The organism is Aeromicrobium ginsengisoli (genome assembly GCF_004134905.2).
Taxonomy (GTDB): domain Bacteria; phylum Actinomycetota; class Actinomycetes; order Propionibacteriales; family Nocardioidaceae; genus Aeromicrobium; species Aeromicrobium ginsengisoli.
The window spans coordinates 837,967-860,453 of sequence record NZ_SDPQ02000001.1; the positions used below are offsets into that span (position 1 = coordinate 837,967).

Consider the following 22,487-nt stretch of genomic DNA (forward strand, 5'->3'; position numbering starts at 1 on the left):
CTGGTTGGGGTTCATTCGCTGCGCAGCGCTTCGATGGGGGTGAGACGGGCGGCCCGGCTCGCGGGGTATACCCCGAAGCCGATGCCGAGCGCGAGAGCCGTGACGAGGGCGGCCGCGATCGCGAGGAGCGACAGCGACACCGGCTGGTCGATGAGTGGCGGCAGGACCCGCGCCCCGATGACCGACAGCACGACGCCGACGAGACCGCCGGCGAAGCCCAGCATCGACGCCTCGACGAGGAACTGGCGGCGGATCGACCGTGGAGTCGCCCCAAGTGCCTTGCGCAGGCCGATCTCGCGGATCCGCTCGGTGACCGACACGAGCATGATGTTCATGACGCCGATGCCACCGACGAGCAGCGAGATCGCGGCCACGCCGCCGAGCAGCACGGTGAGCGTGCGGTTGGTCGAGTTGGCAGTGTCGATCAGGGCTTCCTGACTGGTGATCGTGAAGTCGGCGTCGGCGGTGGTGACGCCGTGCAGGTTGGCCAGGAGCGCCTGGATCTCCTGGTACGCAGCGCCGAGCGTCGCTTCCTGGGCACCTTCGACGTAGATCGACGAGACCGAGACCCCGGTGCCGCCGGTGACGGAGTTCGCCAGACCGAGCGGTGCGACCGCGGTGTCGTCCTGGCTGGCCTCCGACGAGGACGAGCCGGACGTGGCGAGCACGCCGATCACGGTCAGGGACGTGCCATTGACCGTCACCCGTTGCCCGACCGCGCTCCCGGTGAACAGCTCACTGGCCGTGTCGGCGCCGAGCACCACGACGGGAGCGCTCGAGGCGACCTCCGCCCGGGTGAAGAATCGGCCCGACTCGAGGGTCCTCGAGCGTACGGGCAGCCAGTCGGCCGTCGAACCGACCAGCGTCGTCGTCCAGTTGGTCGTCCCGTTGACCAGCGAGACTGACGACGAGGTCACCGGCGCGACGCGCTCGACGTCGGGCACGACGGAGCGGTCGGCGATCGCCTGGGCGTCCGCCAGCGTCAAGGTCGACGCCGAGCCGAAACCACCGCGTACGCCCGACGTCGACGTCGTGCTGCCCGGCGAGACCACCAGCAGGTTGCTGCCGAGCGAGTCGATCTGCTTCTTGACCTCGTCCTGCGCGCCCTGCCCGAGGCCCACCGTCAGGATCACCGACGAGACGCCGATGATGATGCCCAGCATCGTGAGGATCGACCGCAGACGGTGGGCCTGCACGGCCTCGGCGCCCGTGCGAAAGGTCTCCGGCCAGTTCACGCGGCACCTGCCGTCATGATGTTGCCGTCGCGCACGACGAGGCGCCGGCTCGCGCGGGCCGCGACATCGTGCTCGTGCGTGATCAGGACGATCGTGCGGCCGAGCCGGGACAGCTCGTCGAACAGGTTGAGCACGTCGACGGTCGACTCGGAGTCGAGGTTGCCGGTGGGTTCGTCCGCGAGCAGCAGTGCCGGCTCGGTGACCAGCGCACGGGCGACCGCGACGCGCTGCTGCTGTCCTCCGGACAGCTCGCCGGGCTTGTGGTCGGCGCGGTCCGCCAGGCCCACTCGCTCCAGCGCGGCCAGGGCACGTTCACGTCGCTCGGGGCGCGACACCCCGGCATACACGAGCGGCAGCTCGACGTTGCGCCATGCGGGCATGCTCGCGAGCAGGTTGAACTGCTGGAACACGAAGCCGATCCGCCGGTTGCGCACCTCCGCCAGCTCGGCCTCCGTCATCGCGGACACGTCCTGGCCGGCCAGGTGGTACGACCCGCTGGTCGGCACGTCCAGGCAGCCCAGGATGTGCATGAGCGTCGACTTGCCCGACCCCGACGGCCCGATCACCGCGACGTACTCACCCTCGGCGATCTCCGCGTCGACCCCGCGGAGGGCATCGACCCGGACGATGCCGGTCTCATATGTCTTGCGGACCGCCTCGAGCTCGATGATCGCGCTCACTGCGCGCCGCCCGGGAAGCCGCCGCCGCTGAGGTTCGGCGGCGCTCCCCCGCCTGGGAAGCCACCTTCGCCGAAGCCGCCTTCGCCCCGTGTCCCACGGTTCGTGGTGCCGGTCGGGCTTCGCCGGATCGTCGTGATCTCGACCTTGTCGCCCGACTTCAGGCCTTTCGTGATCTGGGTCGATGCTCCGTACGTCTCGCCGACGGTCACGGCGGTCTTCTTGGTCGAGGACCCGACGACCTTGGTGACGTACGTCTTGCCGTTCGTGGTCGTCAGCGCCAGCGTCGGCACGGTCAGCACGTTCTGCACCTGCTTGACGACGATCGAGATGTCGGCGGACGTTCCGGCGTACAGGTCCTTCTGGGCTCCGGTGACGCTGACCGTGACGGGGAACGTCGCAGCGCCCGAGGTGCCGGTCTCGGCGACCAGCCCGACCTCCTTGACCGTGCCGAAGATCGGGGTCGTGGCACCGGTCGGCGTGATCTGGACCTGAAGGCCCTTCTTGACCTGGGTGATGTCGTCGGCGGCAACGTCGGCATCGACGACGAAGGTCCGAGGCTGCACGATCGTCACGGCAGCCGTGGAGGTCGTTGCGGCCGAGGTGTCACCGCCCGTCGCTGCGCCTGTGCCGCCCTGGCCGCCAGCGTCCGCCGAGCCCGACGACGAGCTGCCAGCCTGGTCGCCGACCGCGACGTCGACGCTGGCGACCGTGCCGCTGAACGTCGCGCGCAGCGTCGCCGCAGCGAGGTCGTCCTTGGCCTGCGTGACGTCGGCCTGGGCACTCAGCAACGCGGCGCTGTTCGATGCCTGTTGCGTGCTCGACTCGCTGCTGTCGTTCGCGACCGTCGTCTCGGCCGCCTCGAGCTGTGCCTTGGCCGACGCCAGCGCGGCATCCAGCGAGGCGGTGTCGAGCGTGGCGACGACGTCGCCCTTGGCGACCGTGTCTCCGGCCTTGACCTTGACGCTCGTGACCCGGCCGGACACCTCGAAGTCAAGGTCCGCCTCACGGGCGGGCTGGATCGTGCCCGACCCGGTGACCGTCTGCTGGAACGTACCTGCTGACACCGTCGCGGTGATCGACTCCGCCTCCGCACCGTCGGCGCGCCCGAGGAACCACCATCCACCTCCTCCGACGAGGACCAGCGCGACCACGGCGGCGATGACGTACTGCCGGCGAGACCGTGGTCGTAGATGCGAGGCGAGGTGCTGGGCGTTGCTCGAGATCGACACAGCATGATGCTGCGGCCGCCGGCCAAGACCCCGCTGGCTCCCAGATGTGCAGAACCTGTGAAAGCAGGCGTCGTGCTACTTGTCGGCGTCGCCCGTGGAGAGTGCGGCGATGAAGGCTTCCTGGGGGACCTCGACGCGACCCACCATCTTCATACGCTTCTTGCCCTCCTTCTGCTTCTCGAGCAGCTTGCGCTTGCGGGAGATGTCGCCGCCGTAGCACTTGGCGAGCACGTCCTTGCGGATCGCGCGGATGTTCTCGCGGGCGATGACCCGGGCGCCGATCGCGGCCTGGATCGGCACCTCGAACTGCTGACGCGGGATGAGCTCCTTGAGCTTCGACGCCAAGGAGACGCCGTACGCGTAGGCGTTGTCGCGGTGCACGATCGCGCTGAACGCGTCGACGACCTCACCCTGCAGCAGCACGTCGACCTTGACCAGGTCGGAGGCCTGCTCGCCGGTCGGCTCGTAGTCGAGCGACGCATAGCCCTTGGTACGACTCTTGAGCGCGTCGAAGAAGTCGAACATGATCTCGCCCATGGGGAGCGTGTACTTGATCTCGACGCGATCCTCCGACAGGTAGTCCATGCCGATGAGCTGGCCGCGGCGAGCCTGGCACAGCTCCATGATCGTGCCGATGTAGTCCGTCGGGCTCAGCACCGTGGCACGGACGACGGGCTCGTAGACCTTGTCGATCTTGCCGTCGGGATACTCCGACGGGTTGGTGACGAGGTGCTCCTTGCCGTCCTCCATCTCGACGCGGTAGACGACGTTGGGCGCGGTGGAGATCAGCTCGAGGTTGAACTCGCGCTCGAGGCGTTCACGGACGATCTCGAGGTGCAGCAGGCCCAGGAAGCCGATGCGGAAGCCGAACCCGAGCGCGCCGGACGACTCCGGCTCGTAGACGAGGGCCGCGTCGTTGAGCTGCAGCTTCTCGAGGGCATCGCGCAGCGTCGGGTAGTCGTCGCCGTCCATGGGATAGAGCCCCGCGAACACCATGGGGTTGGGGTTCTTGTAGCCACCGAGCGGCTCGGTCGCGCCATGCACGTTGGAGGTCACGGTGTCGCCGACTCGCGACTGACGGACCTCCTTGACGCCGGTGATGAGGTAGCCGACCTCGCCGACGCCGATCTCCTTGGCCTTGACCGGCTCGGGCGAGATCACGCCGACCTCGAGCATCTCGTGCACGGCACCGGTCGACATCATCTTGATGCGGTCACGGTGCGAGAGCTTGCCGTCGACCACGCGTACGTAGGTCACGACGCCTCGATAGGTGTCGTAGACCGAGTCGAAGATCAGTGCGCGCGGCGGGGCATCGGGGTCACCCTTGGGCGGCGGGACCTCGTCGACGATCAGGTTGAGGAGCTCCTCGACGCCCTGGCCGGTCTTGGCCGAGACGCGGAGCACGTCGTCGGGGTTGCCGCCGATGATGCCGGCAATCTCAGCGGCGTACTTCTCGGGCTGCGCGCCCGGCAGGTCGATCTTGTTGAGCACGGGGATGATGTCGAGGTCGGCGTCGATCGCCAGGTAGAGGTTGGCCAGCGTCTGGGCTTCGATGCCTTGCGCGGCGTCGACCAGCAGGATCGCGCCCTCGCACGCCTCGAGGCTGCGGCTGACCTCGTACGTGAAGTCGACGTGCCCAGGGGTGTCGATCATGTTGAGGATGTAGACCGTGCCGGCGTCGTCGCCGCTGGTCTTGGTGAACGGCATGCGTACGGCCTGGCTCTTGATCGTGATGCCACGCTCGCGCTCGATGTCCATGCGATCGAGGTACTGCGCCTTCATGTCGCGACCGTCGACGACACCGGTGTGCTGCAGCATGCGGTCGGCCAACGTCGACTTGCCGTGGTCGATGTGCGCGATGATGCAGAAGTTGCGCAGGACCTTCGGGTCGGTGGCCCCGGGCTGGGGAACGGGGCTGGTGCTCATGATGCGTCCATTGTCCCATCACCCCGGGCATGCTCGTGCCATGTGGGTGGTGCCCGCTCCTTGAGCCGTCGAAAGGAAACCTCCCCGCGTTGGGCGGTCCCCGCCTTGGGCGGTCATCTCACCGGGTTTCGTCATCTGGCGGCTTCGCCGCGATCGCTCAACCTCCTCCGGCGCTCGCTCGCAGAGCTCGCTCGCCCTGCGGAATTTGAAGGGACGCGCCGCTCACTGATAGAGTTGGTGGTCGCGTGCCTCGGCATGTCCAACAACTTTTTCGCAGCATCCACACATTCGAGAGAAACAGGTTTGCCCCGTGGCGAATATCAAGTCGCAGATCAAGCGCAACCGGCAGAACGAGCTGGCTCGCGAGCGCAACAAGTCCGTGCGCTCCGCCCTCAAGACCGCCGTGCGTCGCTTCGAGGAGGCCGTGACGGCCGGCAACACCGACGACGCCAAGAAGCTCGCCGGCGAGGCCACCAAGAAGCTCGACAAGGCCGCTTCCAAGAAGGTCATCCACAAGAACCAGGCAGCCAACCGCAAGTCGGCCATTGCCAAGAAGGCCGCGTCGCTCTGACGTGTGCCATGAGGACAGCCGCCCCACGGGGCGGCTTTTTTCATGCCCGCGCGCGCCTGCCCCACACCGACAGCCGGCGCATGGCCCACTCGAGCGGCCCCTTGCCGACGAACCGCTGCCACAACGTCGCGACCAGGCACAGCACGACGGCCTGGAGGGCCCAGTCGCGATAGCTGCCCGGCGCGAAGTCGTTGGGATGGTCCTCGTTGAAGCCGACTCGCAGGCGCCAGGTCCACAGCACGTGGATCGTGTAGAGCGTCAGGGTCATCGCGCCCGCCGCCCGGACCGGGGTCAGCAGCAGCCGTGCCCACGGCACCCGGATGACGAGAGCGCACAGACCGACGACGAGGATCGCCGATCCGATCGAGCTGAAGACGTTGAGCGGCGTCGAGGTGTGCTGACCCACCTGGAGGAGATCGTTCCAGCGCGTCGGCTCGAACGGCCAGAAGCTCTCGGCGAACAGCTGCCGCCAGCCCATGTCGTAGCGATCGTCCACTGCTCCGTTGCGGATCAGGATCCACCCCGCCACCAGGGTCACGGCCACGAGCGCAGCACCCACACCGGCGAGCCAGCAGGCCACGGCAGTCCGGTGCAGGTCGAGTCGCCCGACGGCGAGCCCGACCAGGACGTATGCGAACCAAACCGCCGCGGGGTAGGCGCCCCACACGAGGATCTCCATGACCAGGTCGACGGGGTGCTTCAGGTCCGACAGCTCAGCCTGACCGGCCCGGACTGGCGCGTGCTCGATCTTCGCCCACAAGACGACGACCGGTGCGGCGATGGCCCAAAAGCCGGCGAGCACCAGCAGCGTCCGCGTCGAGAGCCGCCGGAACGGGAGCGCCACCACGATCAGGAGTCCGTAGAACGCGAGGATGATCAGCACCGGCATGTCGTGCAGGGACCCGAGACCGAGCCCGAGCGCGATCAGCAGGACGGCGCGGATCAGGGTGGCTCGCCACGATCCGGCGCCGCGGGGCTCACGCTCGTGGACGAGCATCAGCGCGGTGCCGGCCAGCAGGGCGAACAGCGGCGCAGCGCGGCCGCCGATGAGCATGTGGCCCACCGGCGGGTCCGGATCGATCCAGTAGGCCGCAAGATGCACCAGCATCATGCCGAGCAGGGCGAATCCTCGCGCGAGGTCGACCGCTTCGACCCGCCCGGCGCGGGCGACCGGCGGGGCGGCCTGCGCGACCTCGGTCGCCATCAGCGGCGGCGCTGCGCCGCGACCTGGAGCACCATGCGCTCGATCGCGTAGGCCGGATCGGCCGAGCCACCCTTGACGTCGAGGTCGGCCTGCGCCACGGCGCCGAGCGCGTGCGCCAGGCCGTCCTGCTCCCACGAGCGCAGCTGCTGGCGCATCGAACGGATCTTGAACGGTGGCGCCCCGACGAATGCCGCGAGGTCGTTGTCGCGCATGCCGTCCGGAGCGCTGGCGAGCTTGGCCAGCGAGCGCAGCCCGCTCGCGAACGCACTCGTGATGAGCACGGGAGCCACCTTGGCGGTCTCGGCCCACCGCGCGGCCTCGAGCGCCACATTGATGCGGCCGTCGATCGCCGCGTCCGCGATCTCGTAGCCACGGACGTCGGCACGCCCGCCGAAGTACTGGCGTACGAGGGAGGCGCTGATCTCGGCGCCCTTCTCGAGGTTGGAGACGAGCTGGTCGGCGGCACCCCCCAGCGCCCGGAGGTCCTGGCCGACGGCCGCGACGAGCAGCGTCGCGGCCTCCTCGTCGATGCGGGCGCCGAGGTCACGGATCTCGGTGTAGACCCAGCGCGCGTAGTCACGCTCGTACTTGGGCTGCTCGAGCTTGACCTCGCTGACGGTGCTCATCTTGCGGAGCTTGTCGAGCAGGCCCTTGCCCTTGGCGCCACCGCGGTGGACCAGCACGACGGCGATGTCGGGCGAGGTGTCACCGGCGTAGGCCAACAGCTCGGTCTGCGCGACGTCGGGCAGGTCCTGCAGGTCGGTCAGCACGAGTGCGCTGACGTCGCTGAACAGCGAAGGGCTGGTGAGGCCGGCGAGCTCTCCGGGTTGCAGGCCCGCAGCGCTGGCCTCGGCGACCTGGCACTCCGGATGCTCGGCGGTGACGGCCTTGACCGCCCTAGCGCGGGTCCGATCGGCCAGGAACTCGGCGTTGCCGGTGATGAGCAGGATCTTGCCGAATGCCGTGGCCACGGAGACAGACTAGTCGCGAGTCACGACGAGAAGTCGCCCGTCACGCTCGACGATCGCGATGTCGCCGTCGGTGTCGGTGCGCCACCACTGCATGTCCTCCTCACGCAGCAGCGAAAGCGCGGCGGCGGCCGGATGGCCGTAGTCGTTGTCCTCCCCCGCGCTGATCGTCGCGAGCCGCGCACCGACGGCGTCGAAGAACGCCTTCGACTGCCGGGCGCTGCCGTGGTGCGGCATCTTGAGGACGTCGGCAGACAGATCGGGATGCTCACGCAGGAGCCCGTCCTGTGCCTCCGGCTCGATGTCGCCGGACAGCATCAGACGTACGCCACGAACCTGGGCGGCGAGCACGATGCTGGCATTGTTGGCTGTCGACCCCTCACTGCCCGCGACCCGGATCGGGCCCGAGGCGGCCGGCCACAGCACGCGGGCGGTGACGTCGCCGACGGTGAACGACTCCCCCGGCGTCGCCAGATGCTGCGGGATGTCCGCTCTGCCGGGCCCTCCGGTCGGTCCCACCGCGACCTGGTCGACCTGTCGCCCGTCGAGCACGCCCGGCCAGCCGTCGATGTGGTCGGCGTGCCCGTGCGTGAACACCATCAGGCGTACGCGATGGACGTTGAGCCGGTCGAGGCACCGATCGATCGCCGTCGGGTCGGGCCCGGCGTCGACGACGACCGCTGACCCACCACTGGCGTTCAGCACCGTGGCGTCGCCCTGACCGACGTCGCAGGCCACCATGACCCAGCCGGCCGGCGGCCAACCGGTCTGCGGCGGACGCCACACCGCGATCAGCAGACCGGCCGACAGGCCGATGAACACGACTGGGCGCGACGAGATCGCCATGATCACCGCGGTGACCAGCGGGACGAGCACCAGCAGCCACTGCCATGGCGATCGCCACTCCAGCGACGCGGAGTCGAGGGCTGCGGCACGGTGTCCCACGGTCAGGATCCAGCTCGCACAGGCGCCCGCGACGATGCCCGGGGGGTGGCTCAGCGGCACCGACACCAGCGCGACGATCCCGCCGACCAGACCCGCGACCGTGGCCGGGGCCACCGCTGGAGCCGCCAGGAGGTTCGCCACCACCGCCACGAGCGAGATCTCGCCGGACAGCGCAGCGATCGCGGGGGTGCAGACCAGCTGAGCGGCGATCGGCACCGCGATCGCCAGGGCACACCACCGCGGCATCCAGCGTTCGAGCCTGTGAGCGAACGGTGGGGCCAGCAGCAGGATGCCGCCGGTCGCCGTCGCAGAGAGGACGAAGCCCGCCGATCGGGCCAGCCACGGATCGAGGAACAGCAGCCCGACGATCGCCCACGCCAGCGCGCGTACGCCTCCGCGTGCCCCGAAGCCGAGTGCTGCGACACCGACAGCCCCCATCGCCGCGGCGCGTACGACGCTGGGGTCCGGCCGCGCGAGCAGCACGAACGCGATGATCGAGACGGCGCCCAGCACCCAGAGCCCACGACGGCGTACTCCGGCGGCTCGTCCGATCGCCATCACGACGGCGAGCACGATCGTCAGGTTGGTGCCGGACACCGCCATGAGGTGCGTCAGCCCGCTGCGGCGGAAGTCCTCCTCGACCTTGTCGCTGACGCGCCCGTCGTCGCCGTCGACGAGAGCGGGGACGAGCGCCTCCGGCTCGTCTCCGACGGGAGTCACCGACTGGCGTACACCTTCGCGCACGCGTTCGGAGGCCTCCCACCACCACGTCGCGCGATCGGCCGGCCCACGCCGGACGACGTCGATGACGGCTGCCTCGTCCGAGTTGTCCGACGGTGCGAGCCGGCCCGTGGCCGTGAACCGACGGCCGACGACCAGGTCCGCGGCGTCGCCGTCGAGGAACGCCGTGGCATGATCGCGCGTCGTGATGTCCGCATCCCGGCTGACCGCCCGGCGCACGAGCACCTCGACCACGACGGAATCGTGACCGTGGTGCGTGAACGTGCGGGCGTCCCGGCGTACTTCGAGGTCGAGCGTCGTGAGGCGGTGCTCGCGTGCGAGATCGGTGAGGGGCGAGTGCTCGATCGTGGTCAGGCGCCAGGCGCACGACACCGCGATCGCGGCGAGGCACACGGCGGTGAGGACCCAGACGAGCCCGCGGTGCGGTCGCCACCTGGCCAGGGCACCCGCCATGACAATGCTGCCGATTGCGACGACGACCGAGACGTACGAGCTGGCCGTGACGAGCCACGCCGCAGCGCCCCACGCGACAAGCGCCGGCGGGACCATCCGCAGGTCGTGCGTCACAAGGTCACGAGGTCGCGCAGCTCGGCGAGCGTCGCATCGCCGATGCCCTTGACGTCGAGCAGGTCCTCGACGGACCCGAACCGGCCATTCTCGTCGCGCCAGGCGAGGATCGCCTGCGCGGTGACCGGACCGACTCCAGGCAGCATGTCGAGCTGTTCGGCGGTCGCGGTGTTGAGATTGACCTTGCCGCCGGCCGGCCCGCCGGAGCCGGCGGGGCCAGAAGCTGCAGGCGCTGCGACGGGCTCGATGCCGACGAGGATCTGCTCGCCGTCGTCCAGCACGCGGGCCATGTTGAGCGAGGCGGTGTCGACCCGTCCCTTGAGGCCGCCGGCCGCCTCGATCGCCTGATAGACGCGCGAGCCCTTGGGCACCGTGACGATCCCGGGCTTGCGGACCTTGCCCACGACATCGATGATCAGCTCGGCCTCAGGAGTCTTGGCGGCACCGGCGGGTGCAGTCGAGGTGCCGAAGGCCAGCGGCGCTGCGGGTTCGGTCGTCTTGGGGCGCCCGGACAGCAGCCACCAGACCAGCAGCACCGACGCAGCGACTGCGATCGTGGCGAGGACCTTGGCGTGTGGGAGCTCTAGGGCCCGACGTACGCGCTCCTGCTCGGGCTCGTCGGCAGGCGGGAGCTCGGCGTCGAACGAGGCCGCGAGCTGCGCCAGCCGACGCCGGGCGATCTCGGCACGCGTCTCGTCGGTCGGAGGAGAAGGGCGCCTGGGCTTCACGTGTCGACGCTAGGCCGGCGTCCCGCGTCAAGGGTGCCGTCGACGAGTGACTGTGGACAGCAGCGAGCGGCGTACGTCCCGTGGAAAACCTCGTCGCGCGGGTGGAGCGGTGACGTGGTCGCCCATCAGGGTCGTCGTTGGGCGAGCAGGTCACCGCTCCGCAGGCGGAAGGGCGACCAGGTCACCGCCCGATGGGGTCAGCGTGGGGTGACGGTCACCGAGATCATGCCGGGGCCCACGTGCGCGCCGATCGAGGCGCCGACCTCGTCGACGCCGACGGACTCGAGGCCCAAAGCGCCGGCGAGCCGCTCGGCGACCGCCGTGGCAACGGTGGGACTGGCGAGATGCTGCACGCCGACGTCGAAGCCCTGCTCGCACGCCGTTGCCTTCTCGACCGCGAGCGCCTCCAGCCGGGCGAGCGCCTTGGCCTGCGTGCGTACGCGCTCCAGCGGCACGACCAGGCCATCGGTGATCGTGAGGATCGGCTTGACCGCGAGTGCGGAGCCGATCAAGGCGGCTGCAGCGCCGACGCGTCCGCCGCGCTTGAGGTACTCGAGCGTGTCGACGTAGAGCAGCACCGTGGAGGACTCGCCGGCCCGCTGAGCCGCCTCCGCGACGCCGATCGCGTCCTCGCCGGCGTCACGAGCCGTGGCGGCCCGGCCTGCGGCAAAGCCTGTCGCGATGCCCACCTGCATCGAGTCGATGCAGGTCACGGGCACCGACGCCTGCTTGGACGCCAGGACCGCGGAGTCGAGCGTGCCCGACATCTTGGCGCTGAGGTGCACCGAGACGATCGCCTCGGCACCTTCGGCGGCCAGCCGTTCATAGACCGCGAGGAAGTCGTCAGGGGTGGGCCGCGACGTGCTGACCGGTACGAACGACGCCAGCGCCTCGGCGATCATGTCCGCCGTGACGTCGACGCCCTCGGTGTAGGTCTCGGCACCGATGATGACCTGCAGCGGCACGACGGCAATACCCTCGCGCTCGGCATCGGTCGGCGACAACGAGGACGTCGAGTCCGTGACGATCCCGATCCGAGGCATGACCGAAGACTATCGGTGAAATCGAGTCAGACGACGATGCTGACGAGCTTGGGGGCCCGCACGATGACCTTGCGGACCTCGCGGCCGTCGATCGAACGTACGACGTTGGGCTCGGCGAGAGCGAGCGCCGTGAGCTCCTCGTCGGAGATGTCGGGGCTGACCTCGATCTTGCCGCGGACCTTGCCCAGCACCTGCACGACGCAGGTCACGGACGCCGCCGAGAGGTGCGCCGGGTCGGCGACCGGGAACGGCTCGTGCGTCAGTGACTCCGTGTGCCCGAGGCGGGCCCACAGCTCCTCGCCGATGTGCGGGGCCAGCGGTGCCAGCATCAACACCAGGGGCTCGACGGCGGCGCGGCTGCGCAGACCCTCCTTGGTCAGGTGGTTCGTCAGCTCGATCAGCTTGGCCACGGCGGTGTTGAACCGCATGTGCTCCATGTCGGACCGGACGCCGTCGATCGTCACGTTGAGGATGTGCAGTGTCGCCGCGTCGAGCTCGGCATCGTCGGCCAGCAGCTCGCCGGAGTCCTCGTCGACGAGCAACCGCCACACGCGCTGGAGGAACCGCTGCGCGCCGACGACGGCACGGGTCTCCCACGGGCGGGACACGTCCATCGGACCCATCGACATCTCGTAGACCCGCAGTGTGTCGGCGCCGTACGTCTCGTACATCTCGTCGGGTGTCACGGCGTTCTTGAGGCTCTTGCCCATCTTGCCGAACTCACGCGTGACCTGTTCGCCGCCGGACCAGTACGTCGTGGCGCCCGCGTCATCGGTGCGCTCCTCGACGCCTGCTGCGTCGACGTAGACGCCACGGGCGTCGGTGTAGGCGTGCGCCTGGATGTAGCCCTGGTTGAACAGCTTGTGGAACGGCTCCTCGCTCGACACGTGGCCGAGGTCGAACAGCACCTTGTGCCAGAAACGTGCGTAGAGCAGGTGCAGCACCGCGTGCTCGACGCCGCCGACGTAGAGGTCGACACCGCCGGTCTCCCCCGGCTTGCGCGGGCCGAGCCAGTAGCGCTCGTTCTCGGGATCGACGAGCCGGTCGGGGTTGTGCGGGTCGGCGTAGCGCAGCTCGTACCACGACGATCCGGCCCAGTTGGGCATCGTGTTGGTCTCGCGCCGGTAGGTCTTGGGGCCGTCGCCGAGATCGAGCTCGACGTGGACCCATTCGGGCACGCGCGCCAGAGGAGGCTCGGGATTGCTGTCGGCGTCCTCGGGCTCGTAGGTCTTGGGCGAGTAGTCAGGGACCTCGGGCAGCTCGACCGGGAGCATCGAGTCGGGCAGCGCGATCGGCTGGTCGAGCTCGTCGTAGACGATCGGGAACGGCTCACCCCAATAGCGCTGCCGGCTGAACAGCCAGTCGCGCAGCCGGTAGGTCGTCGTGCCCTCGCCCGCGGCGTGCTCCTGCAGCCACGTGATGACCGCAGACTTGGCGTCGTCGATCTCCAAGCCGTCGAGGCTCAGCTCGTCGTTCGAGGAGTTGATGACGACGCCCTGTCCCGTGTAGGCACCCCCCTCGAAACCCTCGGGCGGCTGGACGGTGTGGATGATCGGCAGCGCGTACGACTCGGCGAACTCGTGGTCGCGCTCGTCGCCGCCCGGCACCGCCATGATCGCGCCGGTGCCGTAGCCCGTGAGGACGTAGTCGGCGATGAACACGGGGAGCTCGGCGCCGTTGACCGGGTTGATCGCGAAGGAGCCGGTGAAGACGCCGGTCTTCTCCTTGTTCTCCTGGCGCTCGAGGTCGGTCTTGGCGGCAGCCATGGCCCGGTACGCCGTGACGGCCTCGGCGGGCGAGGCGGCACCGTTGGTCCACTGGAGCGGCGTCTCGTCGGGCCATGCCGCGGTGGTGAGCTGGTCGACCAGCTCGTGCTCGGGCGCCAGCACCATGTAGGTCGTGCCGAAGATCGTGTCGGGCCGGGTCGTGAACACGTCGATCGGCGTCGCGAGCCCCTCGACCGGGAAGCTGATCCGCGCACCGTGGGAGCGGCCGATCCAGTTGCGCTGCATGCTCTTGACCGACTCGGGCCAGTCGACCCGCTCGAGATCGTCGATCAGGCGGTCCGAGTAGGCCGTGATGCGCATCTTCCACTGCCGCAGGTTGCGGGTGAAGACCGGGAAGTTGCCACGCTCGCTGCGGCCCTCAGCCGTGACCTCCTCATTGGCCAGGACCGTGCCGAGACCGGGGCACCAGTTGACCGGCGAGTCGTCGATGTACGCCAGGCGCACCCCGTCGATCAGGACGCTGCGCTCGATCGGCGTCAGGTCGGCCCAGGCGGTGCCGTCGGGCGACATACGGGCGCCGGACTCGTACTCGGCGCGCAGCTCACTGATCGGCCTGGCCTTGGCCTGCTCCTCGTCGTACCAGGACTCGAAGATCTGCACGAAGATCCACTGCGTCCAGCGCATGAAGTCGGCGTCGATCGTGGCGAAGCTCCGGCGCGGGTCGTGCGCCAGCCCGAGGCGGCGCAGCTGCCGGCGCATGTTGACGATGTTGGACAGCGTGTTGGTCCGGGGGTGCTCGCCAGTCTCGACGGCGTGGATCTCGGCCGGCAGGCCGAATGCGTCGAAGCCGAGTGCGTGCAGGACGTTGTCGCCCCGCATGCGGCGGTAGCGGCCGGCGACGTCGGTCGCGATGTAACCCAGCGGGTGACCGACGTGGAGGCCCGAGCCAGATGGGTACGGGAACATGTCCATGATGAAGTACTTGTCGCCCGTGATCTCGCCCGCGAGGTCGCCGGTCGGGTTGGGCGCCTCGAACGTGCCCTCGGACTCCCAACGGTCCTGCCAGCGCTGCTCGATCTGGCCCGCGAGCGCGCTCGTGTAGCGATAGGAAGCCGGGGTCTGGTCAGGCGTGGTCACTGCCCGAATGTTACCGGTGACGCACTCGCTGAAAGCACACAGGACCACACGCCCCTTGAGCCTGTCGAAAGGGACTTGTGGAAATCTCGGGTGACGAGCAGCGTCGAACGTCACTCGGCGGCGGTACACGAGCTCCCGACTCCCAGTGAAGCTCGTGTACGCGTGTGAGTTCGCGAGGGTTGTCGAGGCCTGGGGTGTCGAACGCACGCTCCATGGCTGGTGACGCGCGAAGCGCGAAGCCGTGATTCGCGGCGACTACGCCGCATTGCCGAACCTTGCGCGAAATCGTGAGGAGCGTTCGTCCGGCGGTTGACGTCCTTTCGACACGCTCTAGGACCTGAAAGCAGGTCACGGACCGTCGTTGGGCTCCACGTCGTCGGGGACGATGACGGGGCGGAGCCTCGCCCAGACCATGAAGGCGACCCCCGCGACCAGCATCCCGAGCCCGGCCCAGAGGTTGATGTTGAGCCCGTCGCCCTTGGCGAGCTCCTTGTCGCTCGCGTTGAAGATGCCGAGCAACGTCAGGATCACGCCATAGAGCCCGATCAGCCCGCCGATGATGAACCGGATGTCGAACAGGCCCACTGTCTTCTTGCCGGATGCGTTCATGAGGTGCTCCTTACCAGAAGATCACGTTGAGGACGATGACGAGGACGAGCCCGATGCCGGCCAGCTTCGGCGGCGACTGGTACCACGGCAGGTGCACCTCGTCAGGATCGACGAGCGACTCCTTGGGCGTCAGCGAATAGACCAGGCCTTCAAGGTCCGCCTCGTCCCTGGGTCTGGTGAACATCGTGACGATGATGCTGACGAGGATGTCGACGACGAACGCTGCGCCGGCGGCGACGAAGCTCGCGCCCTGGCCCTTGAGCCCGAGCACGCCCCAGCTCGCCGAGCCGAACGAGTCCTCGCTCAGGAAGGCCACGAGAACTGCGGCGGCGGTGCCGGAGACGAGCCCGGTCCAACCGGCGGTCGCCGTCATGCGCTTCCAGAACATGCCGAGGATGAACGTCGCGAACAGCGGTGCGTTGAAGAAGCCGAACAGCGTCTGCAGGTAGTTCATGAGGTTGGAGTAGTTGGACGCGATCCCCGCCGTGCCGATCGCGATGATCGTGGCCGCGACGGTCGCGAGGCGACCGATGCGCGTGTAGTAGGAGTCGTCCTCGTCCTTCTTCACGTATTGCTGCCACAGGTCGTACGAGAAGACCGTGTTGAACGCCGAGATGTTGGCGGCCATGCCGGCCATGAACGACGCGAGCAGGCCGGCGATCGCGATGCCCAGCATGCCGTTGGGCAGCAGGTCTCGCATCAGCAGCAGGATCGCGTCGTTGTACTTGACGTCGCCGGCCGCCTCCCCGGCCTTCAGCTTGACCAGCTCCGGGACGACGATCGCGGCGATGATGCCCGGGATGATCACGATGAACGGGATGAACATCTTGGGGAACGCGCCGATGATCGGGGCCCGCTTGGCCGCCGAGATCGAGTCGGAGGCCATGGCGCGCTGCACCTCGACGAAGTTGGTCGTCCAGTAGCCGAACGACAGCACGAAGCCCAGGCCGAAGACGATGCCGATGACCGACAGCACCGGGCTGTCGATGCCGGTCAGGTCGGTGCCGGGCCACGACGAGAGCTGCTCCTGACCGGGCTGGACCTTGTCCTTGATGCCCTCCCAGCCACCGACCTTGTGCAGCGCCACGATCGTCAACGGCAACAGAGCAGCCACGATGACGAAGAACTGCAGGACCTCGTTGTAGATGGCTGCCGACAGACCACCGAGCGCCGTGTACGACAGCACGATCGCGGCAGCGGCAACCAGGGAGACCCACAAGGGCCAGCCGAGCAGGCGGTTCACGATCGTGGCCAGCAGATAGAGGTTGATGCCGGCGATGAGCAGCTGGGCGACGGCGAAGCTGAGGGCGTTGACCAGGTGGGCGCCGGTGCCGAACCGCCGCCGCATGAACTCCGGCACGCTGCGCACACCGGAGCCGTAGTAGAAGGGCATCATCACGATGCCGAGGAACAGCATCGCCGGCACGGCACCGACCCAGAAGTAGTGGACTGTCGCCATGCCGAACTCGGCGCCGTTGGCGGACATGCCCATGATCTCGACCGCGCCGAGGTTGGCCGAGATGAAGGCCAGGCCCGTCACCCACGCCGGCAGGGAGCGGCCGGACAGGAAGAAGTCGAGGCTCGTCGAGACCTGGCGGCGCGCCATGAGGCCGATGCCCACGACGACGACGAAGTAGGTCGCGACGATGAGATAGTCGACCGCGTTGGCGTCGAGGCGGAACGTGCTGTCGGCGGTGTGAATCACGGAAACGTCTCCGTTCCAGAAGGGGCTTCGCCCCACCCCCTGGCGGGACCCTCAGCGCACGTTACCCCTGGAGCTCTAGCGGCGCATTGCGAGGCGCTCCGGCCGCGAAGGACTCGGCCGTCCGGCGCAACAGGCGTACGAGATCGGCCCGCTCGTCGGCTGTGAGACCGGCCAGCATGCGCGCCTCGTTGTCCATGTGGACCGCGTACGCCTCGTCGATCATCGCGATGCCCTGTTGGGTGAGGCGGATGCGGCGACCCCGTGCGTCGGAGGTGTCGACCCGCCGCTCGACCAGGCCGGCGCGCTCGAGCCGGTCCACCCGCTTCGTCACCGCCCCCGACGTCACCATCGTGCTGGCGCCGAGCTCACCAGGCGTGAGCTCGTAGGGCGCACCGCTGCGACGCAACGTCGCGAGCACGTCGAAGTCGCCGTCGCCGAGGCCTCGGGCGGCGAACACCGGCCGCAGCAGCTCGTCGACGGAGCCGGCGAGCCGTGAGATGCGGCCGATGACGTGCAACGGCGACGAGTCGAGGTCGGGCCTCTCGCGCTCCCACTGTGCCACGATCGCGTCCACGTGGTCGGATTCCTCACTGGTCATGCTTGCACTATACCTTCCTCGGAAGATATAATCTCTTCCATGGAAAATACTTCGTGGACCTGGCGCACGCCGGCCGTCACCGTCGTCGCCCCCGTCGCGTGGGGCAGCACGTACGTCGTCACGGAGAACTTCCTCCCGCCGGACCGGCCGCTGTTCTCCGCCGCCGTGCGCGCCCTGCCGATCGGGCTCGTCATCGTCGCGGCCCGTGGCCAGCTCCCCCGTGGCTCGTGGTGGTGGAAGTCGCTCGTGCTCGGCACGTGCAACATGGGGCTGTTCTTCGCGCTGCTGTTCACCGCCGCCTACCGGCTGCCCGGCGGGCTCGCCTCGACCGTCACCGCGATGTCGCCACTTGCGGTCATGCTGCTGGCTGCGGTGCTGATCCGCGAGCGTGCCACGGTCGCCGGGATCGGCGGCGGCATCGTCGGGGTTGCAGGCGTTGCCCTGCTGGTGCTGCGGTCCGACGCGTCGGTCGACCCCATCGGGCTGCTCGCGGCGATCGGCGCCGTGCTGGTCTCGGGGATCGGGTTCGTGCTGGTCAAGCGCTGGGAGCGGCCGACCGACCTCATCACGGTCACCGGCTGGCAGCTCACCGCCGCTGGCTTCGTGCTCGTGCCGATCGCGCTGCTCGTCGAGGGTCGCCCTCCGCACGTGGACGGCACGAACATCGCGGCGTACGTCTACCTCGGCACGATCGGCACCGGACTCGCGTACGTCTGCTGGTTCCACGGGCTCAGTCGGATGCCAGCGGGCTCGACGGCCCTGGTCGGCCTGGTCAACCCCGTCGTCGGCACGGCGTTGGGCGTCGTGGTGATGCACGAAGCCTTCGGCGCCGCCCAGCTCCTCGGCGTCGTCCTGGTGCTCGGCGGTGTGCTGGCGGGTCAGCCGGCCGCCGTGTCAACAATCCGGCAGCAGGTCGGCAGCCGGCTTCAGGGCAGGGCGCAGAAGGCCTCGACCTTGGTGGTCGGGCCGGACACGATCAGCTCGTCGGCGTGCGAGATCGGTGTCTCGGGCCGCGCATAGGTGAAGTCCTCGCCACGGGTCTTCACACCGACGACCGTGATGCCGTACGCCTGACGCAGCCCAGACTCGGCGAGCGTCTTGCCGCACGCCACCTGGGGCGTCCGCGTGCGGGCGATCGCGAAGCCGTCGTCGAACTCGATGTAGTCCGTCATCGTGCCCGTCACCAGGTGGGCGACACGCTTGCCCATGTCGGCCTCGGGGCGTACGACGTGCGTGGCGCCGACGCGCTCGAGGATCGAGGCATGCTTGCCACTGATGGCCTTGGCCCAGATCTCGGCGACGCCGAGGTCGGAGAGGCTCAGGACCGTCAGAACGCTCGCCTCGATGTCGGTGCCGATGCCCACGACCGCGCGCCGGAACTGCTCGGCGCCGATCTGCCGCAGCGCTTCGGTGTCGGTCGTGTCGGCGGAGACCACGTGGGTGAAGTCGCCGGCGAACTTCTGCACGATGTCGGGCCGTTCGTCGACAGCCAGCACCTCGTGCCCGAGGCGTACGAGCGACTTGGCGACGGACGAGCCGAAGCGCCCCAGGCCGATGACCAGGACAGGAGCAGTCGGGGATTGTGCGCTCTTAGCCAATGATCGGTTGCTCCTCGGGAAGGTGGTACCTCGGCACGCGTCGTCTGAGGACGAACGCTGACGCCGCCGTAATCGTGCCCACTCTGCCCAGGAACATCAAGCCGATCAGCACCACCTGGGCGTCGGCGGGCAGGTCGGGGGTGATCCCGGTGCTCAGGCCGACGGTCGCGAACGCCGAGGTGCACTCGAACAGTGCGGCGTCAAACGAGACGTCGGTCATGAGCATCACGAGCAATGTCGTCGCCGACACGAGCATCACCGCGAGCAGGGCGATCGTGATCGCCGAGCGGATCACGACCGAACCGATCGAGCGGTTGCCGATCGTGACGTCGGGGTCCCCGCGAAGCTCGGCGAGGATCACGTAGGCCAGCAACAGGAACGTCGTGATCTTGATGCCGCCGGCGGTGCTCGCGCTGCCACCGCCGATGAACATCATGACGACGCCGATGTTGAGCGTCTCGGGCCGCACCGAACCCCAGTCGAAGCTGTTGAGGCCGCCGGAGCGCGGCATGATGCCGCCCTCGATGCCCGACACGATCTTGTGGCCGAACGACAGCCCGCCGAGCGTGTCGGCGTTGTTCCACTCCAGGGCGAGGAACGCGATCGCCCCCACCAGCAGCAGACCGATCGAGCCCCACACCGTCAGGCGGGTGTGGATCGTCCAGCGGTCGGGCGTACGCCACTCCTGGAACAGCTCCGCGAGCACGGGGAACCCGATCGCGCCGACGAACACCGCGACGCAGATCGGGATGATGATGAGGCCGTCACCGGCGTAGCCCGTGAGGCTGTCGCGGTTGAGCGAGAACCCGGCGTTGTTGAACGCCATGACGGAGTCGAAGACGCCGTGCCACAGTGCCGTGGGCAGGTCGTCGAAGTAGTGCGCGCGGTAGCGGATCGTCAGGACCAGCGCGGTGACGGACTGGAAGAACACCATCGTGACGGCGACGCGGCGAAACAGCGGCCGCACCTCGCCGAGGCTCACGACGTGCATGTCGGCCTGCGCCACCAGGCGCGTGCGCAGCCCGAGCCGGCCACCGATGAACAGGCCGAGCACCGTGGCCAGCGCGATGATGCCGAGGCCGCCGATCTCGACGAGCGCGAGCATGATGCCCTGCCCGGCCGGCGACCAGTACGTCCCGGTGTCGACCGTCGCGAGCCCTGTGACGGTCACGGCGGAGGCCGACGTGAAGAACGCCGGCATGAACCCGGCCGAGCCCTCGCCCGACCGGGCGAACGGAAGCAGGAGCAGGACCGTGCCGATGATGATGAGGGCGAGGAACGTCAGCGGCAGCAGGCGCACAGGATGCGCGATCTCGGCAGGGATGCGGAGGCTCCGGGGGCGGGGCACGCGATGACGTTACCGCAGGAGGCGCCGCGGGGACGCGTGATAATTTCGTCGGCATGGTCTCGCCCGTTCGTGCTGCTCAGGCGGCATTCCACCGATTGGGCCGGACCGAGGAGCTTCCCGGATTCCTGCTGTCGGTCGGTTGCCTCTTCCTCGCGCTGCTCTGCGCCGTACTCGGACTCGAGATCGGCGCGCTGGCCTTCCTGCTCCTGTCGGTCGTCGGCGAGCTGCCGTTCGAGGTGCGTTCGTCCCAGCCCTCGGAGCTCCTGGACCAGGCCGAGTTCGGCCTGCCGATGCGATTCGTCCTACGGGTGCTCGCCGGACTCGTGGTCAGTGACCACCTCGACGGTGAGGGCGCGGTCCGCATGTTCGTGGTGGTCGCGGTCTCGTACGTCCTGATGTTGGGCGCCCGCGCGTTGCACCAGGAGTATCGCCAGGTCGGGCCGCTCAAGCCGATGGAGACCCGCAACATCCCCGGCTCGCCGCGCATCCATGGCGCGCCGCCGCGGCGGGCCTTCGAGGTCGTCGTGACGCAGCTCCTCGTGCTGGCACCCGTGCTGTTCGGTGCCCCCTGGCTGCCGGTCCTCCTCGCCGGCGTCGTCGCGATCGCGGTGCTCGCCGCCGTCACGATCCCGGATGCCCGCACCTCGTGGGCGTTGCGCCAGCAGAAGCGAGCCACCGGGTTCACGGCGCCGTTGCGCCAGATCCAGGAGTTCCTCGACGACTACAGGCCCGAGGTCGTGGTGCACCTGAGTGGGCCCGCGGAGGCCGGCTATCAGATCAACACCTGGCTCGAGAGCCTCGAGGCCCTCGACCGGCGGGTGTTCATCGTGCTGCGCGACCACCCGCTGTTCACCCGGCTCGCGTCGACGTCGATCCCGACGCTGGAGCTCAAGGATCCCGGCGAGCTGCTGATGCTCGACTTCTCGTCGGCGCGCGTCGCGCTCTATCCGTCCAACACCGGCAACAACATCCACCTGTTGCGCCTGCCGACCCTCATGAGCGCGTTCATCGGGCACGGCGACAGCGACAAGAGCGCATCCAACAACCCGTTCTCCCGCGCGTACGACGAGCTGTGGGTCGCGGGTGAGGCCGGCGCCGATCGCTACCGCCGCTCCAAGCTCGGGGTTCACGACGACCAGTACCGCTTCGTCGGTCGGCCCCAGGTGCACGGCATCTCGCGCGAGCCCCGGCCGGGCGACGAGGCCATCCCGACGGTGCTCTACGCGCCGACGTGGGAGGGCGTCAACCACGACCAGGAGTACTCGTCGGTCTCCGCGGTGGGCGTCCGCATCGTCGAGGCGCTGCTCGCCGCCGACCCGCCGATCCGTGTCGTGTTCAAGGCACACCCGTTCACCGGCCAGCGCGACGCCAAGTATCGCGCCGTGCTCGCCCGCATCGCGGGCCTGCTCGACGACGCGTCAGCACGTACGGGCATCGACCACCGCGTGATCAAGGGCGGCTCGATCAACGAGTGGTTCAACCGGGCGTCTGCGCTCATCACCGACATCTCCAGCGTCGTCAGCGACTTCCTCGCGAGCGAGAAGCCGTACGCCGTGTTCAACCACACCGACGATGACGATGCGACGTTCCGGGCCGACTACCCCTCGACCGGCGCGGGCACGACGATCGGGCGGGACGGCCGCGGCATCGCGGAGCTCATCGACGTCGTCACGCAGCAGGCGCCCGACCGGCAGGCTGAGCCCCGCGCCGAGCTGGCGACGTACCTCCTCGGGCCACCCGAACGGCGCACCCTCGAGTCGTTCAAGGCGTCGGTCGACGCGTTCATCGCTCGCTCCGAGGCGGAGCGCGCCGACTACCGCGGCACCTCGTACGCCATGGAGCCGAGCGACTCCGACGACGAAGCCGTGCTGTAGGACGTCCCCTCGTCGAACGGCGCGAGACGCTCGTCACGAGCCCAGCGACGGCAG

General features: G+C 68.9%; 18 protein-coding genes. 3 read left to right on the plus strand and 15 right to left on the minus strand.

Translation table 11 applies throughout. From position 1 onward, the window contains the following. Nucleotides 1–11 precede the first annotated feature (11 nt). From ESP70_RS04185 to lepA, 4 genes are all read right to left on the minus strand, one after another. A complete protein-coding gene (locus tag ESP70_RS04185) occupies nucleotides 12–1,235 on the minus strand; it encodes an ABC transporter permease (RefSeq protein ID WP_149688070.1) in 1,224 nt (407 codons plus the stop codon). Then, nucleotides 1,232–1,915, minus strand: a complete 684-nt coding sequence (locus ESP70_RS04190; RefSeq protein WP_342780157.1) for an ABC transporter ATP-binding protein — start codon at nucleotides 1,913–1,915, stop codon at nucleotides 1,232–1,234. The genes ESP70_RS04185 and ESP70_RS04190 overlap by 4 nt, the downstream gene beginning before the upstream one ends. After that, nucleotides 1,912–3,144 carry a permuted SH3 domain-containing protein gene (locus tag ESP70_RS04195; protein WP_246161777.1) on the minus strand — a complete coding sequence of 411 codons (1,233 nt, stop codon included), beginning with the start codon at nucleotides 3,142–3,144 and terminating at the stop codon, nucleotides 1,912–1,914. Before ESP70_RS04195 ends, ESP70_RS04190 begins: the two co-directional genes overlap by 4 nt. A gap of 75 nt (nucleotides 3,145–3,219) precedes the next feature. Continuing rightward, nucleotides 3,220–5,070, minus strand: coding sequence for a translation elongation factor 4 (gene lepA / locus ESP70_RS04200; RefSeq protein ID WP_149688071.1), 1,851 nt, complete (start codon nucleotides 5,068–5,070; stop codon nucleotides 3,220–3,222). A 310-nt stretch (nucleotides 5,071–5,380) separates the two neighbouring features. Between lepA and rpsT the strand changes: the two genes are divergently transcribed. Continuing rightward, nucleotides 5,381–5,641: a 30S ribosomal protein S20 gene (gene rpsT, locus ESP70_RS04205; RefSeq protein WP_056212949.1), complete on the plus strand. Its 261-nt coding sequence runs from the start codon at nucleotides 5,381–5,383 to the stop codon at nucleotides 5,639–5,641. 40 nt (nucleotides 5,642–5,681) lie between these two features. Here rpsT and ESP70_RS04210 read toward each other — a convergent pair whose 3' ends face one another. From ESP70_RS04210 to ESP70_RS04250, 9 genes are all read right to left on the minus strand, one after another. Continuing rightward, nucleotides 5,682–6,845, minus strand: coding sequence for a DUF418 domain-containing protein (locus tag ESP70_RS04210; protein WP_149688072.1), 1,164 nt, complete (start codon nucleotides 6,843–6,845; stop codon nucleotides 5,682–5,684). Beyond that, the gene (gene holA / locus ESP70_RS04215) at nucleotides 6,845–7,816 is read right to left on the minus strand and encodes a DNA polymerase III subunit delta (protein ID WP_149688073.1); all 972 of its coding nucleotides are present in this window, start codon (nucleotides 7,814–7,816) and stop codon (nucleotides 6,845–6,847) included. Before holA ends, ESP70_RS04210 begins: the two co-directional genes overlap by 1 nt. A 9-nt stretch (nucleotides 7,817–7,825) precedes the next feature. Continuing rightward, a complete protein-coding gene (locus tag ESP70_RS04220; protein WP_149688074.1) occupies nucleotides 7,826–10,066 on the minus strand; it encodes a ComEC/Rec2 family competence protein in 2,241 nt (746 codons plus the stop codon). Continuing rightward, nucleotides 10,063–10,794 (minus strand): ComEA family DNA-binding protein, encoded by a 732-nt coding sequence (locus ESP70_RS04225; protein WP_149688075.1) that lies wholly within the window; start codon nucleotides 10,792–10,794, stop codon nucleotides 10,063–10,065. Before ESP70_RS04225 ends, ESP70_RS04220 begins: the two co-directional genes overlap by 4 nt. Before the next feature lie 197 nt (nucleotides 10,795–10,991). Next, nucleotides 10,992–11,837 (minus strand): DegV family protein, encoded by an 846-nt coding sequence (locus ESP70_RS04230; RefSeq protein WP_149688076.1) that lies wholly within the window; start codon nucleotides 11,835–11,837, stop codon nucleotides 10,992–10,994. A 26-nt stretch (nucleotides 11,838–11,863) separates the two neighbouring features. Next, nucleotides 11,864–14,701: a leucine--tRNA ligase gene (gene leuS, locus ESP70_RS04235; protein ID WP_223148599.1), complete on the minus strand. Its 2,838-nt coding sequence runs from the start codon at nucleotides 14,699–14,701 to the stop codon at nucleotides 11,864–11,866. Nucleotides 14,702–15,049: 348 nt separating this feature from the next. After that, the gene (locus ESP70_RS04240; protein ID WP_149688077.1) at nucleotides 15,050–15,310 is read right to left on the minus strand and encodes a hypothetical protein; all 261 of its coding nucleotides are present in this window, start codon (nucleotides 15,308–15,310) and stop codon (nucleotides 15,050–15,052) included. Nucleotides 15,311–15,320: 10 nt separating this feature from the next. Continuing rightward, on the minus strand, nucleotides 15,321–17,012 hold the full coding sequence (locus ESP70_RS04245) for a sodium:solute symporter family protein (RefSeq protein ID WP_246161907.1): 1,692 nt from the start codon (nucleotides 17,010–17,012) through the stop codon (nucleotides 15,321–15,323). A 64-nt stretch (nucleotides 17,013–17,076) separates the two neighbouring features. Continuing rightward, nucleotides 17,077–17,613: a MarR family winged helix-turn-helix transcriptional regulator gene (locus ESP70_RS04250; protein WP_149688079.1), complete on the minus strand. Its 537-nt coding sequence runs from the start codon at nucleotides 17,611–17,613 to the stop codon at nucleotides 17,077–17,079. Between the two features lie 39 nt (nucleotides 17,614–17,652). On the opposite strand from ESP70_RS04250, the gene ESP70_RS04255 reads away from it, so the two are divergent. Next, nucleotides 17,653–18,633: an EamA family transporter gene (locus ESP70_RS04255; protein WP_149688080.1), complete on the plus strand. Its 981-nt coding sequence runs from the start codon at nucleotides 17,653–17,655 to the stop codon at nucleotides 18,631–18,633. Here ESP70_RS04255 and ESP70_RS04260 read toward each other — a convergent pair. Beyond that, entirely contained in the window at nucleotides 18,540–19,211 is a 672-nt protein-coding gene (locus tag ESP70_RS04260) for a potassium channel family protein (protein ID WP_149688081.1), read from the minus strand. The two genes, ESP70_RS04255 and ESP70_RS04260, sit on opposite strands and share 94 nt — an antisense overlap. Continuing rightward, nucleotides 19,204–20,559, minus strand: a complete 1,356-nt coding sequence (locus ESP70_RS04265) for a TrkH family potassium uptake protein (protein ID WP_246161779.1) — start codon at nucleotides 20,557–20,559, stop codon at nucleotides 19,204–19,206. Before ESP70_RS04265 ends, ESP70_RS04260 begins: the two co-directional genes overlap by 8 nt. A gap of 53 nt (nucleotides 20,560–20,612) precedes the next feature. Here ESP70_RS04265 and ESP70_RS04270 point away from each other — a divergent pair, with 53 nt between their 5' ends. Beyond that, nucleotides 20,613–22,433: a CDP-glycerol glycerophosphotransferase family protein gene (locus tag ESP70_RS04270; RefSeq protein ID WP_149688082.1), complete on the plus strand. Its 1,821-nt coding sequence runs from the start codon at nucleotides 20,613–20,615 to the stop codon at nucleotides 22,431–22,433. The last annotated feature ends 54 nt before the right edge of the window (nucleotides 22,434–22,487 follow it).

Coding starts and splice junctions, on each gene's coding strand:
- ESP70_RS04230 (WP_149688076.1), bottom strand. CDS start 11,837: ATGCCTCGGATCGGGATCGTCACGGACTCGACGTCCTCGTTGTCGCCG.
- ESP70_RS04210 (WP_149688072.1), bottom strand. CDS start 6,845: ATGGCGACCGAGGTCGCGCAGGCCGCCCCGCCGGTCGCCCGCGCCGGG.
- ESP70_RS04250 (WP_149688079.1), bottom strand. CDS start 17,613: ATGACCAGTGAGGAATCCGACCACGTGGACGCGATCGTGGCACAGTGG.
- ESP70_RS04270 (WP_149688082.1), top strand. CDS start 20,613: ATGGTCTCGCCCGTTCGTGCTGCTCAGGCGGCATTCCACCGATTGGGC.
- ESP70_RS04240 (WP_149688077.1), bottom strand. CDS start 15,310: ATGAACGCATCCGGCAAGAAGACAGTGGGCCTGTTCGACATCCGGTTC.
- lepA (WP_149688071.1), bottom strand. CDS start 5,070: ATGAGCACCAGCCCCGTTCCCCAGCCCGGGGCCACCGACCCGAAGGTC.
- ESP70_RS04255 (WP_149688080.1), top strand. CDS start 17,653: ATGGAAAATACTTCGTGGACCTGGCGCACGCCGGCCGTCACCGTCGTC.